Origin of the sequence: Zobellia galactanivorans, from assembly GCF_000973105.1 — a bacterium.
Taxonomy (GTDB): Bacteria; Bacteroidota; Bacteroidia; order Flavobacteriales; family Flavobacteriaceae; genus Zobellia; species Zobellia galactanivorans.
Window position 1 is genome coordinate 367,266 of sequence record NC_015844.1, and the last position, 17,521, is coordinate 384,786.

Below are 17,521 nucleotides of genomic sequence, written 5' to 3' on the forward strand. Positions count from 1 at the left end.
TTAGGGAAGCCGGTTTTTTTCAATGGTTGTCGGCACCCAAAATAAGGTAGAGACCCTAGCTAAACCATATTGAAACCGAGGTTCCCACAAGTGGTGTACCAGTTGTGCCGTAAACGTATAAAAGATTTACCTAAACACCCAAGAACCAACTAAAGTGTACTAAAAATGAGCCAGTATAACATAGACGAAGAAATCGAGGAGATAGCAGGCGGTGAATATGAACGAGAGCCTGTACCTACTTCAAAACTAAAAGGCTGGAAGAGTTTTTTGGGCATGTACGCCGGTGAACACGCGGCCGGCACCGAATTTATGATCGGCCCTTTGTTCTTGACGGCAGGGGTCAGCGCCTTTGACCTCATCATAGGCTTATTATTAGGAAACCTCTTGGCTGTATTGAGCTGGCGATTTTTGACGGCGAAAATAGCCGTCGAAAATCGATTGACACTTTACTATCAACTAGAAAAAATCTGTGGCAAAAAACTGGTCATCGGTTACAACCTGGCCAACGGAATACTGTTTTGCTTTCTTGCAGGTGCCATGATAACGGTTTCGGCCACGGCCGTGGGCATCCCCTTTGATATGGAAATGCCAAAACTGACCGATACCACGCCCAACGGGGCAACCTGGGTAATTATTGTAGTGCTCATTGGTGCGGTAATCTCATTAATTGCCTCCAAAGGATATGATACCGTATCCAAGGCCGCCAATTGGATGTCACCCATTATCGTACTTGCCTTTTTGGCCTGCGGCATCGTGGCCTTAAACCAATTGGGAGTTAAGGGCTTTTCCGATTTTTGGAATATCTGGGGAGAAGGTTCCGACCCCTTCCCCGGGCAGTTGAAATATACGTTTTGGCACGTAGTTATCTGGTCTTGGTTCGCCAATGCCGCTATGCACGTAGGCATGTCCGACCTATCGGTTTTCAGGTTTGCGAAAACCGCCAATGCCGGTTGGACGACCGCAGCCGGTATGTATGTGGGCCATTACATGGCCTGGATCGCCGCTGCCCTCCTCTATGCCGTCTATTTGAAGTCGCCCGAGGCGCAAGCCTTCCTCTCTAACGGAGAGGCACCACCGGTAGCCCCTGGCCCTTTGGCCAATAATGCTATTGGGATTTTTGGAATCATTGCGGTAGTCTTAGCGGGATGGACCACGGCAAACCCCACAATTTATAGGGCCGGATTGGCATTTCAGGCCATTATGCCCAAACTATCCACCTTTTGGGTAACCATTATAGCGGGTACCGTAGCCACCATAGCAGGACTGTTCCCCGCTTTTGCCATGAAGCTTCTCGGATTTGTAGCCTTGTACGGATTCATCTTGGCGCCTTTTGGGGCCGTAATCGTATTCGAACACTTTTTCCATAAAAAAGTGGGAATCGTAAAAAACTATGCCGAAGTTGCCCAAATCAAATTCAACAAGTCGGTGTTCTTGGCGTGGGCGATCAGCTTCGGGTTGTTCTATTTTATTTCAATTCAATTTGATGTATTCCTTTCGTTTGTAACCCTGCCCGCATGGTTGCTTTGTGGATTGCTATTTTTAATATTCAGCAAATCGTTTCAAAGACAGGTGAATTAGGCCATGCCCGATATATGGGGGAATATCACCCCATATATCGACTTCATTAAATTCTGAAACGATAGAACTTTCTATGTACTGGAAAGGAACGATTTAGTCAATGAAACCTTAGCCCCCATCAGTAAAAAAAACAAACCGCCTTGCCCCACAATACCAAACCATAGCAAATAAGGACAAGTAAAAACCCGATTTGGACAAGTTTAAGTCGACCAAATACCCCAACTTTGTCGTATGAATCTTAAACGAAAAAAACATGGGTAATCTAGAAGGCAAGGTGGCCTTAATAACGGGATCATCTAAAGGAATCGGTGCGGAAATCGCTAAAACCTTGGCCAAAAACAAGGCAAAGGTAGTAGTCAATTATGCCGGTAACGAAGAAGCCGCTAAAAATGTAGTGAACGCGATTATCGCCGAAGGCGGCGAAGCCATACAAATTCAGGCCGATGTAAGGTCAAAGGAAGACGTAAGCCGTTTATTCGACCAAAGCATTGCCCATTTTGGCCAAGTGGATATTTTGGTGAACAATGCCGGAATTATGGTCAATCAATTGATAAAAGACACCACTGACGAAGCTTTCGAACTTCAATTTGACACCAATGTAAAGGGCGTTTTCAATACACTTCGCGAGGCCGCTACAAAGCTTTCTGAAAACGGAAGCATCATCAATGTTTCCACCTCGGTAAACCGGTTGATGCTCCCAACCTACGGTACATACGTCGCTACAAAGTCGGCCGTAGAGCAACTTACACGGATTTTTTCCAAAGAAATAGGGAGTCGTGGGATCAATGTTAATTCGGTTTCCCCGGGACCGACAAATACCGAGTTGTTTATGCAAGGAAAAACAAAAGAGACCGTAGACCGCTTGGCCGCACTTTCCCCTTTTCAACGCATTGCCGAAACCCATGATATCGCCCAGGTGGTAGCTTTTTTAGCGAGTGACGAAGCCAAATGGATCAATGCCCAGAATATAGGGATCAACGGCGGAATGGCCTAGTCGAAGAAAGCCTCGGCACAAAGCGTTTTAAGTGAAACACCTAGAGTATTTTGGAACTTATCTTTGCCAATCGCAAGATATTCCACGGGGCATTATCAAAAAAAAATATACCTTACCGTAAACTACCTCGGGGCAAGCCTAGGGGCATGTCATCTCGATGATCGAGTAAAATACGAATATGGGCCATCTCAAATACATTCCGAAAATTCTGGACTTTCACCGTTTTGCGAATCTTTCCGCCCCCAGACATCCTTTAATAAGTCTGATCGATTTTGGCCAGGTAAGGTTTCCCGAAGACCTAAAGGGACTGAAATTGGTGCAGAAATACTACACCATCGGTTTAAAGCGAAACGTGCCCTATAAACTGTTTTACGGACAAAAGGAGTACGATTTTAACGAGGGCATAATGACCTTTTTGGCCCCGGACCAGGTGATGGGCATGGAAAGGAATCCGAATATCAATTTAAAGGGAGCATCAAAACCTACCGGTTGGCTCCTCTTGGTGCATCCTGATTTTTTGTGGAATACCTCCTTGGCCCAAACCATGAAATCTTATGCATTCTTTGGATATGACATCAACGAATCTTTGTTCTTGTCGGAAGAGGAAGAAGAGATGATGATCGATATCTTTAAGCGTATAGAAAAAGAATATCGCTCCCCAATCGATAAATTCAGCCAAAAAATTATCGTATCGCAATTGGAGCTCTTGCTCAACTATGCCGAACGGTTTTACGAACGGCAATTTATCACGCGCAACACCCCGAACCATCAACTTTTAGGGCAGGTAGAACAGCTATTGCAAGCGTACTTCGATCAAGAAAATTTAATGGAACTCGGCCTACCGACGGTGGAGCATATTTCGCAAGAACTCCACCTTTCCCCAAGTTACCTAAGTAGTATGTTGAAGTCTTTGACCGGAATGGGCACCCAACAGCATATCCATAACAAACTGATCGAAAAAGCAAAAGAACAGCTTTCAACCACCCCTTTGCCCATTAACGAGATTGCGTATAATTTAGGCTTTGAATACCCAAGCTCCTTCAACAAACTGTTTAAGAACAAAACGGAAATGTCTCCCTTGGAGTTCCGGAAAACCTTTAATTAAAGAATAGTTTTGGTGGTAAATGCACCTGATATAGAATCCCTCGGTTTTATAAATACATAACTCTAACAAGTCGCTTATAGGGCTTTTAATTTCCAACCGTCAATCCTCTGCCTCCTTATAATCCCAAAAAAAAATATTCTAATTAACACCTCGTTACGCTTTTACGTAAGGAAAAAAATACAGGACGTTTTACATTGCGCGTGTATTTGGGCAAGCTAAACTATTGTTTTTACACCCGAATAAAGAGGTATATGTGTAATTGTACACATATACAGTTGTTGGCGTTCATTTGAAAAAGCCATAAATGGAGTAAAGTCGAAAATCCGATTTTAAAGAGTAGACAAAAATTAAATTAATCAGAAATGAAAAAAAAACTTTTACTAATTGCAATGGTGGCATTAATGTTTTCTTGCTCTTCTCCATTAGACAAGAAATTTAATGAGGAAACAGCCAAAGAAGATATTCAAACTATCAAAGACAAAATTGACTCAACTGAATTACAGCTTTTGGCAGGTTCGATGATAAGGCTAAAATTTCAAGACAAGAAACTTGAAGATATGACTTATGCCGAAATTTTAGAAGATGGCAAAAAGTGGAAAGCGGAGCAAGAAAAAATTGAAGCCGAACAAAAAGCACTTGCTGAAAAAGCTGCAAGAGAAGAAGCTAAGCGAATTAAAAAGTTAACAGAAGCTGTTATTGTTTCTTGTTTTGAGAAAGGATATACAGAAGTTGATTACCAAGACTATATCACCTATAAGTTTGTAATTCAAAACAAATCAGATAAAGCCATCAGGGCGGTAAAAGGTGGAATAACATTTACTAATTTATTTGATGAAGAAATCAAATCATTAAACTTCGTTTATGACCAACCAATTCCAGCAGGACAAGAAGTAAATTGGAACGCTACTACCGATTACAATCAATTTATGGACGATGACAAGACCTTAAAAAATAAAGACTTGAAAGATTTGAAAATTGTTTGGAAACCAGAAAAAGTAATTTTTGAAGACGGAACGACCTTAGAATAAAAAAAACGAAACGCCAACATTGGTAACCGTTACACAACTCGTCATCAGGAATAAATTGACAGATGGGACGAGATGTCCCGGTAACTCATCCCAAGGCCGTAGAGGCCGATGATCTTCTCCGAAAGGTTGTCCGCCAAAATGGTCTGACGTTTCTTCACCAGCTCGGGCTCAAAACTGCTCTGGCGGTCCTGGGGAGTATCGATGTCGAAGGTGCCAAAACCACTTTTCAGGGTCTTTTTCCCCTTGCCGTTGCGTTTGTTGCCCTTGGCGCGCTCACCCTCGTCCAGATGGCCGTCCATCTCCGCCTCAAGGGCCTTCTCGATCACATTCTTCAGCATGGGGGCAAAGGCGCCCCCTTCTCCGAATAGGTTCTTGCCCGACATGAACTGCTCGAGCACCTTTTTTTCAAATTCAGTCTGTTCTTTCTTTGTCATAATTCTGTCTGAATAAAATTAATAATTATAATCTTTTTTCAGACAGAGTTCAGTTTACAGTCTCACAACATGTGCTCCTATGCGAATTTTGAAGAGAATTACGTTCGGTCCTTCCTTGTTCGTGAGACCTCTAGGATACTGCCCTAGCTCGTTTCCCTTAAGTAATATGACCTCTGCTGACTTCTCCATATAGCTACACGTAGCTTTGGAGACCTCCCCAGAGCCTGCCCCGATCTTTATCGGGGTAATTGCATCTTCTTTCGCTCAATAACCGCCGTATCTACATACTTACCCTTTTGTAATCTTGGGGCGTTACAATGATGTGCTTGCTTACCCAAGTAAATATGCCTCCGTATACGGTTCCTGTTCGTCGGTACCGAGTTTTGTAGTCTCGCTTTCTTCAGGTGTAACCTCACGGTTACCCCTTTTGCGACTTACTAATGCTTCCAGACGTTACCCCGGCGCATAAGGGACTTGCACCCTCTAGATTAATTAACTACTTTTCTGTGGTTAAAAGACGACCATACTGGGCACACACCGTGAATAATTTATTGCTGTTTATGGCTTATTTAGGAAAATACTCGCAGACTTTTAATTCAGTTTTTATTTGCCAAATTAGTTACATAAACCACGTAACTAACCAGACACAAACACGTTAGCGTTCATTTCACTACTCAGACTGAAAGTTTATCAAATTTTCTCTGTAACGATTTTAATAACTGCTTTCTTGCCACTGGTGCGCTCTATCTATTATCTTCTAAATTTAGGCCTTGATGGGACTGACTTGATGCCCTTTGGGGACTGACTTGATGCCCTTGATGGGGACTGACTTGATGCCCTTGACGGGGACTGACTTGATGCCCTTGATGGGGACTGACTTTGTTGTAGACCTTGATAGATTTCTATAAAACGTAATTGATTTGAAATTGCTTTAATAGGCTTGAAACCACTAGAATTTATATGAATATTAACATCCTTAAAGGCATCATTATATAATGGCTTCGCTGTCAACCCCCTTGGATTACCTCCTTCACGCCCTTGGGCTAAATTACCACTGAGTTTATTAAAATCACCTCCGTTATTATTTACCCATTTTTCCATTTCCTTCCAATAATCTTTAAATTTACCTTGGTCTATAGTATTCCCCTTATCTCTTACATCATTTTCGGTGGTGCCATCATTAATAAGGCTACTTAAAGTTTGTTTATCCATGACACCTCTCTTTACAAGTTGTCTTCCCATTTCTTTTGCTATTTCTGTATCACTAAACATATTGATGTGTGTTTTTTATAAAAACAAATTATAAAAGAAAAACCCTATTATTTCTTATACTTTTTTAATCCAGTTTTATTTAGCCATCCCCTGAAAATCATCTATAATATTTTGTTAAGTATTGATTTTACTGATGTTTTCGTGAAGTAAAAAAGAGAAAAACTGTTTAAAATAGTTGTATTTTATAGTTGCAAAAAAAACATTCCTCTAAAAACAGTTTAATGGAAAAGATACTAATAAAGAAGACTCAAATTCACCTAAATGATTATTTTTCTACACCAAGTTCTCTAAGTGTTCATTCCCCAATTAGTAGGACAGGTTTTCTACAAATCTAGGTTAATTCATACTGCTTTTCCGTAGGTAAAAGATGCCCATGCCGGGCACACACAACGTATGAAATTAATTGCTAGTGCAAGCCTACTTACGAAGATCCTCTCGGATTTTATATTCGGTTTGTATTTGCTAAATTAGGTACGTCAAACAACGTAACTAATCTTATACCAGACCGCTCTACACCATTTTGAAAAGAACAAAAATCCATACCACGAAGAAACTGCAAAAGTTGGTCAAGAAACTGATTTCGACCGATCAGAATCACGATTCCGGGAAACTCGGCAAATGGAATGGAACGGTCTTCTACGTAGACAGAAAAAAATGTTGGTTGCTCACAAATGGACTTACCAAATACAACGTAATCCTGACGGACATCAAAGCGTCGGACTTGACGAACATCGATTCAATATTCAAGGAATCGTTCTTTGGACAACTCGTGTACGACGGTATAATAACGGACTTTGAAAAGTTGGACTTGATAATCGGACAATTGGAGTTTTTGCCAACGGACAATGACCGAAAAACAACTGGTTACCAAAATCACAGATTACGGGACCTGGACTGGTGGAAATATGAGTTCGGCAGTCTCGAAAACATGCCGATCAAGGACTTGACAAATAGACTGAACACAAGCCCAATCCACATCGGAAAAGGCCATAAAACGTCCGACTATACAGATTCGATAAAGGAAATGGAGAAGCTGTTGGCTGAGTAAAAAACGGTGTAGAACAATGGTAAGCGTTGCACAACTCGTCATCAGGAATAAATTGATAGTTTTTGAATTATTTGAAATAATTAAAACCCGATATATCAGTTAGTTATATTTTTCAAAAAATAACCTAACAAGCATGTATTAATGGAATTCATAGTTGCGCAACAAGCACAATGGACATAAATAATTGCTTGTTCTCACCTACTTCTGAAAATCCCCGCGGATTTTGCTTGCGCCAGTTCGCTGCGCTAGTGTCAGCTTGGTGCGTACTTGCAAAATGTAAGTGCTAACCCAAGGAACTACGCTTAGTCAAGACCCTTATCCCCAATGGCTCCCAAAAACCATAGGAATTTGCATTTGATTAAAAATAACATTTACCCCATTGCGATAAGATTATATGCTCCCTGTTTCCTTACAATATGCTTATAGTTTGTATAGCTCCAGAAGCTACCTTAAAACAGCTAGTTGACGATAATCGTCCAGTTTCAGTAACCGCTATATATAAGAATCATCAAGATGGTCGACGTTTTGGACCAATTTCAATTACCTCATATTCCCCTTGTCCTTTTAGGTCATCGATCAAATGTTGTTTTACGGTTCGCATCGGTTCAGAGTCTACATTAAAGTGAAAACCAAATATTAAAAACAGTTTGTTTTTTTTACGTACAAAAATCCAATTGATGACTTTATAATATATTTCTCTTTCCCTATAAGTGGTAAGACTTTCAAAGCAAGATATAGCCGTGGCCTCATCTTCAAAATGCCATTCTTCCAAATTGATAGTACCGGTTGTACCTTCACGTTCAGGAGCCAAAAAAGACACATGGGTTTGGGTCGCTTTGACAAAGCTGTTATTTTCGAAATCTCGAGCTAAAACTTTTTTAAATCCCATGCGTTCATAGCTGTCTAAACTTTCTTTTAACCATTGTTCATCTAGCACATCCTTATTTTCTTTGAAAGATTGGTCCAAGCCCTTATTCAGCTTGGTCAATTGTTCCATACCACCGATAGAAGTACTATCGTGTATGATAGTAAAAACTTTAATTGGTGACCTTGAGACGCTATCAGTTTTTGATATTGATTGCTTTAGATGAGTTTCCGGTTTTTGTTTCGTATTCTCTTTACAAGCGGAAAACAGCGTAATAGCCAATAAAATAATAATTAACTGCTTCATATCTTATACCTGTATTAGTGGCGGGCGTGTAGCAATTTCGTATTCCGCGGTCAAAAGGTTACTATTGCTTATTTGATTATAATTATTCACTCCCGTTAAATCTTTGATTACCTTGTTGAATCGATCCCACTCCGATACACCACAAATCTCTACGCATCCAATCGAGCCGAAATTGCCATTTAATGGGTACTCTGGTCCTTCGTGAATAAAAAACCCGTCATAGACTCTCCATGCGTTACCAGGCATTGTACTTATATCCTCCCATGACAGCGTATGTGTTTGAGCCTGGGCCATACCTACGACCATAGGTTGGCTAGAAGTACTCTTATGTACTCCAAAGCGAATCGCTTCAAAATCTTCTTGTACTAAGTTGTTCGCAGCGTCCCTCCCCTCGACATAAATACGGTACAATGGAACTCGATATAAAATTTGATAATTTTGACTATCGGGATAGCTTGGAATGTGTGCATTTGCCAAGGTAAAACTGGTAACAATTATAGTAACTTGTCTCATAAATAATAGTACTTGCTGGTAATGATTTGAATTTAAGGCTATTTATCCTTCAATCTTAGTAGGTGAAAATAGGGATTTTGAAGGCTTTAATCGGAAAAATGAATATAGTAAGTTATTTCAGCTAGTTATTAAAGTTAACGACACAATCTTACTTTTAATTGTACCATTAAAACTCAAAGCAGTTTTAAGCATCACATCGACATCGAAGAAATCCAATATGAACTGTAGGCAGTTCACCGCATTGAAAGGATTTGCCAAAGAAACAGTATGGTTTGCTAAATGCACTATTTAAAAAAAAACGTTGTTCACATGATAACGTTATCTTCAATTGCCCCAAAACAAAGATTTTGCCGTTATCGAAAGCTATTCAAGGACTCTGATATGGATAGGATGTATCCCGTACTTATGGGCAAGCTCGGCAAGAAAAAAACTACCTGGTGAATTTACAGAGGGGGAAACGAATTACAACAATAGTACCCCTTGCACCAGTCTATAATTGTCGAAATAACCACCTCCTAAGCGCTTTTTAGGGCAAAGACCGACCTATCTACTGTTCTCTGCCCCCTACGGAGCCCCTGTTAAAAACTTTCTTAAAGGCCTTACGTAAATCCGTAAGGCAGGTGTTCGTAAAGGTGGTAAATTAGAGGAGTTAAAAAGAAGGATATCGGTTTGCGGGTGCTATAAGAAGGATAGCATCAATAACTATATCCTGTTGTTGTAACCAATACGAAAAAATCCAACCAATGATATTAGAAACAGTAAAAATCAAAAATTTTAGAGGTTATAAAACTGAGACAATTGTTCCAATTTCTAATCTAACTGCATTTATTGGAAAGAATGATGCAGGGAAATCTACTATTCTCGAAGCTCTTGAAATATTCTTCAATAATTCTTTAGTGAATTGTGAAAAGGGCGATTTAAACACTACAGCGGATAATAATAAGATTGAAATAACCTGTGTTTTTACTGATTTTCCGGCTGATTTAATAATTGATACAGCAAATCCTACTACTTTACAAAACGAATATCTATTAAATTTACAAAATAAACTAGAGATAAAAAAGGTCTTTGCAGCTACCGCCGCAAAACCTAAAGAGAAAGTTTATATAATTTGTAATCATCCGAGTGTAGATAATGGAAATGATTTACTTACTCTTAAAAAAGCTGAACTAAAACAAAGAGCTAAGGCGTTGGGTATTCCAACTGAAAATTATAATGGAAATGTCAATTCATCAATTCGAGAAGCAATAAGAAATTCTTTTGAAAATCTCGAGCTCGAGGAAACAGAATTGTTAGTTGACAAAGAAGACACTAAAAAAGTTTACGATACTATAAAAACTTACTTACCACTTTATGCTCTTTTTCAATCAGATAGGCAAAGTAAAGATGATGATAAAGAAGTAAGTGACCCAATGAAAATTGCGGTTCAACAAGCCTTATCTGAATTAAATACTGAACTTGAACACATAAAAGAACAAGTTAGGATTAAAGCTATTGACACAGCTAACAGGACTTTAAACAAACTTAAAGAGATGTCGCCTGATTTAGCGAATGAATTAATTCCAGAGTTTAAAACCGAACCTAAATTTGATTCACAATTTAAATTAACAATAAAATCTGAAGAGGATATTCCTATAAATAAAAGAGGAAGTGGAGTAAGAAGATTAATTCTATTAAACTTTTTCAGAGCAGAAGCAGAAAGATTAAGAGCTCAACATCAAGGAAATCAAATAATATTCGCATTTGAAGAACCTGAAACCTCTCAACATCCTGACCATCAAGAAATGCTGATTCAAGCATTTATGGAACTATCAAATACAGGTAATTCACAGATAATTTTAACTACACATACACCTGCTCTTGCAGGTTTACTGCCATTAGATAGTTTACGTTTCATTCAAAAAAATGGAAATGACAGAACAATCGAATTAGGTACGGAAGATGTTTTTGAAAAAATTGCAGATACTTTAGGAGTTTTAGCAGACCCAATTTCAAAAAATGCAAGCGGAATTTTGCTAATAGAAGGTAAAAGCGATGTGACGTTTATAAATCATACTGCTACACAATTAAAAAACGGAGGATATATTGCTCATACCTTTGTGGATAAAAGGATTGCTTTAGTTCCTATTGGAGGTTGTGGAAACTTAAAACATTGGACAACTCTTCGACTCATTGAGCAATTTGCTATTCCATATGGTGTAATGTTAGACTCAGACTTAGGTACAAATGAAGAACAACAAAACAGAGATAAAATTCAAGAATTAAGGAATAATGGAATAAAAGCATATTTAACTCGTAAACGAGAGCCTGAAAATTATGTACATATTGATGTTTTGAATTTGCCAGCAGGTAGCACATTTAATTTTACAGATACCTGCGATGCAAAGGTTTTAATCGCGGCAGAAAAGACATCAAGAAAACAAAATGTTCTTGAAGATTATTGGACACTTATGACAACAGAGCAAATAAGAGAAGTCGAGAGATATGATGACAATGGAACAGAGCGATACGAATTCACGGAAATGTTCACAGATTTATTAAGCATTGTAGAATAAGTACTGGTTACAACAATGGTAACCGTTGCACAACTCGTCATCAGGAATAAATTGATAGTTTTTGAATTATCAAAAACAATTAAAACTCAATATATCAGCTAGTTATATTTCGTAATAAATAACCAAGAAGTACGTATTAATGGAATTCATAGTTGCGCAACAGGCACAAAACCTATACGTAATGCGGAGTTTAGGGCTAAATCTAAATGTCTGTGTATTTTTATGATGTCGCTAAATTGAAGATTACGCGACAGCGAAATATTAAATTTTAGCTTTGGAACAAAAAAAGCAAAACCAAAAGCTTTAGCTTCGTGCGCAGACGTAAACTGGCCAGCGCGCCAACTCGCCCACTGCTGTCGCAGATGTCGTACCTCCACACTACGCTTAGCCCAATCGTTACCTGCAAGCTGAAATGAACTGTACTAAACTTGAAACGCATATAGCACCAATAAAAAATGTCGAAGAAGTCTAAAAATCCTCTAAAAAAATATGATAAAGCTATTCTAAAGTATGTTCCAAAATTTTTTGAAATTTTGGGTTGGTTAACAATTCTTGGAGTTCTTAGATATATTTCGTTTGAAAAGAAAATAATTACAGCAATTATTATTTATGTAATTGGACTTCTTTCTTTTGGCTTATATACTCAAGTATTCGTTTTCTATGAGATTAAATATTCTAAACTATCTAGAAGAAAAAAGGAATTGTCATATCTCATTGGGGGAGTATTGGGACTTTCTATATTTTGGTTACTGGAATCAATTATGACACATCTTATAAGCTCCCCCTAGATAGAACTGCTTAGTTTTCTAAAACTTCATTCAAGCTATTGTTTTTAATTCTTTTGGGCCTAGTCCCAGAGGGATTGACAAATCGGACAAAGTTTAATTTACAGACCCAACAGTTACTAAAAAACTATCCTATGCTGATTTCGTATCAGAGTTTATTACTCGTTAACGTATAGTAAAAAGGGGATAACCTTATCTTCATCGGCATCTGGGAGAATTCCTATAAATGCATCTTTTCGTTGTGCTAATTTACATTCAAAACGTAATTCTTTATTAGGATATACAATTTTAAAAATAGTATTTTCATTAGCATCCCTTGGCACTAACAGCTTAACCGAGACACCAAAATTATTTTCACTTATGAATTGACCACTCACTTCAAAATATGAACTAGAATACAAGGTTGTTTTATCAAAATATATATCACCCTCAATCAATTCTGAATAAAATTTAAACGGTCTTTGTAAATAATTGGAAGGTGTTGTACGTGTTAATATGGTATAATTAATATTAGGGCGTTCCATCTTTGTTGCAAATCCACCTACATATTTATGCGCACTGCTATAATACTCCCCTTTGGTGGCATAACCACCCATAAAATTATTCTTATCTAAGTAGAATGTGAATTTTTTATAACCATCTCTCGCATAGGTCTCCTCGTTTGAAAATATACCGGGAAAAGGCTCTTCCCATGGTAATATGGGCTGTTCATAATTGAGACTGAATGTTAATTTATTTCCTTCCATTTTTCCATTAACGCGATAAACAGTGCCGTTTTCGTCATAATAAGTCCCAATACGATAATCTTCATGTTTGGAACTTATTCTGCCCTGTTGAAAATGACTTTCAATCACGGCATCATTCAATCCTGGAATATTATAGATGTCTAAAGTTCCGTTTTGTCCATGAAAAACTGTTTTCCAACGCCCAATAAATTTTAGTTCTGGCCATTTAAATCCATCATTTCCAAAACTAAGGGTTTTAACGTCTTTGATAAAACCTGCAACAGTAACATTTTTCTGAATAAAATCATAGCTAAAAGTAGTGTACCCAGCATACTCTTCCCGTTTATCCGTACGCACATTTCCCCATGAATTTTTTACGATAAAATAATGTTTTGAAGCATCTGGATTTCTCTTATCAAAACCAACCAATAGCACCGAGTGGGCACCATTTGCCGAATCATTAGATGAGGCTCTCCACGTATTATTTTCATCAAGGTTAAAATCTACAGGAACCCTAAAATCTATAATGACCTCATTTCTATTGCGCAGGGCATTTTCTATTTGGTCGATATTTTGCCTTGGGTCAATAATTTCTTGAACACCGGTAACGGAATACCAAGTATGCTCCCCCCTTAACAAATCGTCAGTTAAAATTTCAGGATTCAAGTTAAAAGTATTGTAATTAAATTGGGTTTTAAATTCGTCTTCATTCAATAAACGATTTAGTATAGGGTAATTTTGTGTGTAGTAATTATTACTCGTTTGATAGGGCATAACCACTTCCTTTGGCACTTTTAATCCGGCTAGCATATGCGAAGCAGTATAAAAACCTCCACCACCACCTTGTGATCCTAATTGATTCTCTGTTTTTCTTCCATCTACATAATCTTGCATTACGGGATGAATATAAAATGCCTTTCTGGCATAGTTTACGAATTCTTCAGACAGATCCACTTCTCCAAAACCCTTTCTTTTCAATTTGGCCTCCACAGCTGCTACCGCTGCGAACACAATACATGTACCCCTTCCACCTTGCGGCTTTAGTTCTGACTGCTGGTTTATAAGGTTTACGTATTCTCCTTGGGTTTCGGTTTCTGGAATAATTTCAACTTCTGGTGCCGAACAGCTTACAATTAAGCAAAGTGCTAAAATTTTTATCGTAATTATTTCTATTTTTCTCATGACCTCTAGTATTATGATTGACCATTTGATGAAGAAAAAAATAATAGGTTAACATGAGCATTGTTTTTTACTCCATTGCAAAATGTTTCTTGTAAAGCTGCTATTCACTTTCGCGGAAGATTGAAATGTCAAAAGACAGCTAACTGGAAGCTTACAGAAAGATAAAACACAAACGGATTTTAGCAAGTTTATATAAACGGAAACGTGAGCAAGTTTACGTTGATATATTTCTCACAGAATACGCTCCGAAACGTCAAGATTAGGCAGATGGAATTCATAGTTGCGCAACAGGCACAATGGCCATAAATAATTGCTTGTTCTCACCTACTTCTGAAAATCCCCGCAGATTTTGCTTGCGCCAGTTCGCTGCGCTCGTGTCAGTTTGGTGCGTACTTGCAAAATTTAGTGCTACCCCACGCAACTACGCTTAGCCAAGACCCTTGACATTAATTTAAAACTTAGGCTCTCACACAAACTTGGTAATACGTATTTGTATAATCAAAATCCAAAAAAGATACATATAAGTATTCTTTTATTATTTTTTTTATATTTATATGTATACTTTTAAATTAAATTACATACTTATATGTATAAAATACGAACAAATGAGAAACAAGAAAAAACTACTCATAGAACAACTAGACCAAAAATTGGCGAATTTTAAAGATGCCGGAACCGTCCTGGTCCCACAAAAGGGATGGGTGAATACTATTAGAACTACCCTTAATATGACGAGGGACCAATTAGGGACCAAACTTAACTTAACTAAAGGAGCTATACAAAAAATCGAGGAACGTGAAGCTACAGGCCAGATAACCCTCAATAAATTAAAAGATGTCGGTAATGCTTTGAATATGAAACTTGTCTATGGTTTTATTCCGAAAGATGGGACGATTGAAAGCTTAGTAAACTTAAAGGCCGAAAAGCTAGCACGAAAAATAGTTTTAAGGACGAATCAAAACATGAAATTAGAGAACCAAGGAATTGGGGATGAAAAAATAAACAAAACCATAAAAGAACTTGCTGACGAAATAAAACGAGAGATGAAAAAATCATTATGGGATTAGAGTTCGATTATAAAGATGGACAAACACCTTTAGACGAAGAAGAAAAGGAAGGCCTTAAAATAAAGTCTATTACTACTCAAGCAGAACTAGATGAATTTGAGCAATTGAATATTGAAAAAGCAGTGGAATGGACTATTCATACAAAATTCAAACTTGAAAAAATTTTAACTGAAAAGTTTGTAAGAGGCTTGCACAAAAGAATGTATGGTGATGTATGGAAATGGGCAGGCGATTTTAGAAAGACCGAAAAGAACATTGGAATTCCGTGGACGCAAATTGGAATTGAATTAAAAAATTTACTGGACGACACTAAGTATTGGATAGAAAACAAAACTTTTCCACCTGAAGAAATAGCTATAAGATTTAAACATCGCATAGTATCCATTCATTGCTTTCCAAATGGAAATGGAAGACACTCGAGAATGATGGCCGACATTATTATGGAATCAATATTTGGAAATGAAATATTTTCTTGGCATCAATCAAATATGGTTGAAGCTAATGAAACAAGAAAACAATATATAAAAGCCCTAAGAGAAGCAGACCATGGCAATTATAAACAGTTAATTGAATTTGCAAAAAACTAATGCCGGGTCTGTAAATCAACCCCTGTCCCTTGATTCAATTGCTTTGGGGCTAGTCCCATACGAATTAAAAACAATAGCTTGAATGAAGTTGTAGAACACTGGGCAGTCTATCTCGCGACAGCTTACAACAGGTTAAATCTTTACAAGGAAGATGCCGCCCTATCGAAAAATTTATAGGTCCACCAGGGTAATATAGTATCTGTGTAGTTTTACCTTGCCCATATTCTCAAGTTTTTTGAGCAAACGCGACACCACTACGCGCGATGTATGTAGTTCGTAGGCAATTTCTTGGTGGGTGCTGTTAATGGTGCTACTGCCGGTAACCCGTGATTTTTCCCTTAGGTATTTCAATAGGCGTTCATCCATCTTTAAAAATGCGATGCTATCCAAGGTTTCCAGCATTTCATTCAGACGGTTGTGGTAGCTTTGTAGAATAAAGTTGCGCCAGCTTGGGTATTTGGCCATCCATTCCTCCATTTTCCCCACGGGCACCATAATCAATACGGCTTCGGTTTCGGCCACCGCACGGATCTCGCTTCTTTTATGGCCTACGCAACAGCTTAAGGTCATGGCACAGGTATCGCCATGCTCAAGGAAATAAAGCAGCAATTCATCTCCTTTATCATCTTCCCTAAGTACTTTTACCACCCCCGAAACCAAGAGCGGCATCGTTTTGATAAATTCCCCTATTTCAATAAGCTTAAACCCTTCGGGTATTTCCTTATAGGTAGCCACCCTATCGATTTCTTGAAGAAGGTCGCTCTCAAAAATATGTCCGTACTTCTCTTTTAAATGTTGGTTCATTCTAATAATTCAGTCCTTTTCCCTATAAGCGATCGACCTTGCTCCTTGCCCAATCAAGCTTCATCCCTTAAAGCGGTTTACTTTTCCTTTATTTTACAGCTTGAAAAGCCGAAGAGGGTATACAGCGGACAAAAACCTATAAAACTTGTTATCACAAAAATAGCTGCTATTGCCAACAGCACATAGGCCAAAATACCTCCTATTGCATGTTGCCAAAACAACACCCCTACAATGATTGCGAAAATAAGCCTAATTATACGATCTGTACGCCCCATATTTGTTTTCATAATATATAAAATTTAGTTGTTTCTAGATCTTTGTACGCGTATCTCGCCTAGCTTCCCCACTCTATTGACCTCTGACAAGAAGCCTTTTTACGATTTCGACATCTTGCCCGTTGCACAGCTAAAGAAGGAAATGGCCTTGGCCGCCATGGAATTATCACTCTCGATAGAGGGATATCCCAAGGCCTTTAAGCGGTCTTTTACCACTAAGGCATCGTTAATATCCTCGTGAACAAAGGACACCTTGGCCGATGCTACATCAACCCTAAGGTTAGATATACCCTCCATCCCTGAAATTTTGGAGGTTATGGTATGGGCACAGCCACCGCACTTTAAATTCTGTACTATAATCGTTGTCTTCATATTGATTTTACCTTTTATTGTATCAA

General features: G+C 38.3%; 18 protein-coding genes. 9 read left to right on the forward strand and 9 right to left on the reverse strand.

What is annotated here, in order from left to right; genetic code table 11:
• Positions 1-165 precede the first annotated feature (165 nt).
• The 4 genes from ZOBGAL_RS01305 (at position 166) to ZOBGAL_RS01320 (ending at position 4,705) form a co-directional block, all read left to right on the forward strand.
• Complete coding sequence (locus ZOBGAL_RS01305) at positions 166-1,578, forward strand: purine-cytosine permease family protein (protein ID WP_013991664.1); 1,413 nt, start codon at positions 166-168, stop codon at positions 1,576-1,578.
• 253 nt (positions 1,579-1,831) lie between these two features.
• Complete coding sequence (locus tag ZOBGAL_RS01310; protein WP_013991665.1) at positions 1,832-2,572, forward strand: SDR family oxidoreductase; 741 nt, start codon at positions 1,832-1,834, stop codon at positions 2,570-2,572.
• 178 nt (positions 2,573-2,750) lie between these two features.
• On the forward strand, positions 2,751-3,677 hold the full coding sequence (locus ZOBGAL_RS01315; RefSeq protein WP_013991666.1) for a helix-turn-helix domain-containing protein: 927 nt from the start codon (positions 2,751-2,753) through the stop codon (positions 3,675-3,677).
• Positions 3,678-4,039: 362 nt separating this feature from the next.
• Positions 4,040-4,705: a hypothetical protein gene (locus ZOBGAL_RS01320; protein WP_013991667.1), complete on the forward strand. Its 666-nt coding sequence runs from the start codon at positions 4,040-4,042 to the stop codon at positions 4,703-4,705.
• A gap of 44 nt (positions 4,706-4,749) precedes the next feature.
• Here the strand turns inward: ZOBGAL_RS01320 and ZOBGAL_RS01325 are convergent, their stop codons facing one another.
• The 3 genes from ZOBGAL_RS01325 to ZOBGAL_RS01330 form a co-directional block, all read right to left on the reverse strand.
• On the reverse strand, positions 4,750-5,139 hold the full coding sequence (locus ZOBGAL_RS01325) for a transposase (RefSeq protein WP_013991668.1): 390 nt from the start codon (positions 5,137-5,139) through the stop codon (positions 4,750-4,752).
• 54 nt (positions 5,140-5,193) lie between these two features.
• Positions 5,194-5,328: a hypothetical protein gene (locus ZOBGAL_RS23875; protein ID WP_262507923.1), complete on the reverse strand. Its 135-nt coding sequence runs from the start codon at positions 5,326-5,328 to the stop codon at positions 5,194-5,196.
• 561 nt (positions 5,329-5,889) lie between these two features.
• Positions 5,890-6,411 (reverse strand): hypothetical protein, encoded by a 522-nt coding sequence (locus ZOBGAL_RS01330; protein ID WP_013991669.1) that lies wholly within the window; start codon positions 6,409-6,411, stop codon positions 5,890-5,892.
• Positions 6,412-6,931: 520 nt separating this feature from the next.
• Here ZOBGAL_RS01330 and ZOBGAL_RS01335 point away from each other — a divergent pair.
• The gene (locus tag ZOBGAL_RS01335) at positions 6,932-7,459 is read left to right on the forward strand and encodes a DUF6933 domain-containing protein (RefSeq protein ID WP_013991670.1); all 528 of its coding nucleotides are present in this window, start codon (positions 6,932-6,934) and stop codon (positions 7,457-7,459) included.
• A gap of 508 nt (positions 7,460-7,967) precedes the next feature.
• On the opposite strand, the gene ZOBGAL_RS01340 is transcribed toward ZOBGAL_RS01335, so the two are convergent.
• Together ZOBGAL_RS01340 and ZOBGAL_RS01345 are read right to left on the reverse strand one after the other, a co-directional pair.
• Positions 7,968-8,630 (reverse strand): hypothetical protein, encoded by a 663-nt coding sequence (locus ZOBGAL_RS01340; protein ID WP_013991671.1) that lies wholly within the window; start codon positions 8,628-8,630, stop codon positions 7,968-7,970.
• A gap of 3 nt (positions 8,631-8,633) precedes the next feature.
• Positions 8,634-9,143 carry a hypothetical protein gene (locus ZOBGAL_RS01345; protein WP_013991672.1) on the reverse strand — a complete coding sequence of 170 codons (510 nt, stop codon included), beginning with the start codon at positions 9,141-9,143 and terminating at the stop codon, positions 8,634-8,636.
• Positions 9,144-9,886: 743 nt separating this feature from the next.
• Between ZOBGAL_RS01345 and ZOBGAL_RS01350 the strand changes: the two genes are divergently transcribed.
• Both ZOBGAL_RS01350 and ZOBGAL_RS01355 read left to right on the forward strand, forming a co-directional pair.
• Positions 9,887-11,698: an AAA family ATPase gene (locus ZOBGAL_RS01350; protein WP_013991673.1), complete on the forward strand. Its 1,812-nt coding sequence runs from the start codon at positions 9,887-9,889 to the stop codon at positions 11,696-11,698.
• 455 nt (positions 11,699-12,153) lie between these two features.
• Positions 12,154-12,486 carry a hypothetical protein gene (locus ZOBGAL_RS01355; protein WP_013991675.1) on the forward strand — a complete coding sequence of 111 codons (333 nt, stop codon included), beginning with the start codon at positions 12,154-12,156 and terminating at the stop codon, positions 12,484-12,486.
• 155 nt (positions 12,487-12,641) lie between these two features.
• Here the strand turns inward: ZOBGAL_RS01355 and ZOBGAL_RS01360 are convergent, their stop codons facing one another.
• A complete protein-coding gene (locus ZOBGAL_RS01360; protein ID WP_013991676.1) occupies positions 12,642-14,390 on the reverse strand; it encodes a C1 family peptidase in 1,749 nt (582 codons plus the stop codon).
• 605 nt (positions 14,391-14,995) lie between these two features.
• On the opposite strand from ZOBGAL_RS01360, the gene ZOBGAL_RS01365 reads away from it, so the two are divergent.
• Complete coding sequence (locus ZOBGAL_RS01365; protein ID WP_013991677.1) at positions 14,996-15,457, forward strand: mobile mystery protein A; 462 nt, start codon at positions 14,996-14,998, stop codon at positions 15,455-15,457.
• The gene (locus tag ZOBGAL_RS01370; RefSeq protein WP_013991678.1) at positions 15,448-16,044 is read left to right on the forward strand and encodes a mobile mystery protein B; all 597 of its coding nucleotides are present in this window, start codon (positions 15,448-15,450) and stop codon (positions 16,042-16,044) included. Before ZOBGAL_RS01365 ends, ZOBGAL_RS01370 begins: the two co-directional genes overlap by 10 nt.
• 171 nt (positions 16,045-16,215) lie before the next feature.
• On the opposite strand, the gene ZOBGAL_RS01375 is transcribed toward ZOBGAL_RS01370, so the two are convergent.
• The 3 genes from ZOBGAL_RS01375 to ZOBGAL_RS01385 all read right to left on the reverse strand — a co-directional run bounded on the left by ZOBGAL_RS01375 (position 16,216) and on the right by ZOBGAL_RS01385 (position 17,495).
• The gene (locus ZOBGAL_RS01375; RefSeq protein WP_013991679.1) at positions 16,216-16,848 is read right to left on the reverse strand and encodes a Crp/Fnr family transcriptional regulator; all 633 of its coding nucleotides are present in this window, start codon (positions 16,846-16,848) and stop codon (positions 16,216-16,218) included.
• Positions 16,849-16,925: 77 nt separating this feature from the next.
• A complete protein-coding gene (locus tag ZOBGAL_RS01380) occupies positions 16,926-17,135 on the reverse strand; it encodes a YgaP family membrane protein (RefSeq protein WP_013991680.1) in 210 nt (69 codons plus the stop codon).
• A gap of 87 nt (positions 17,136-17,222) precedes the next feature.
• Positions 17,223-17,495, reverse strand: a complete 273-nt coding sequence (locus tag ZOBGAL_RS01385) for a heavy-metal-associated domain-containing protein (RefSeq protein ID WP_013991681.1) — start codon at positions 17,493-17,495, stop codon at positions 17,223-17,225.
• Positions 17,496-17,521 lie beyond the last annotated feature (26 nt).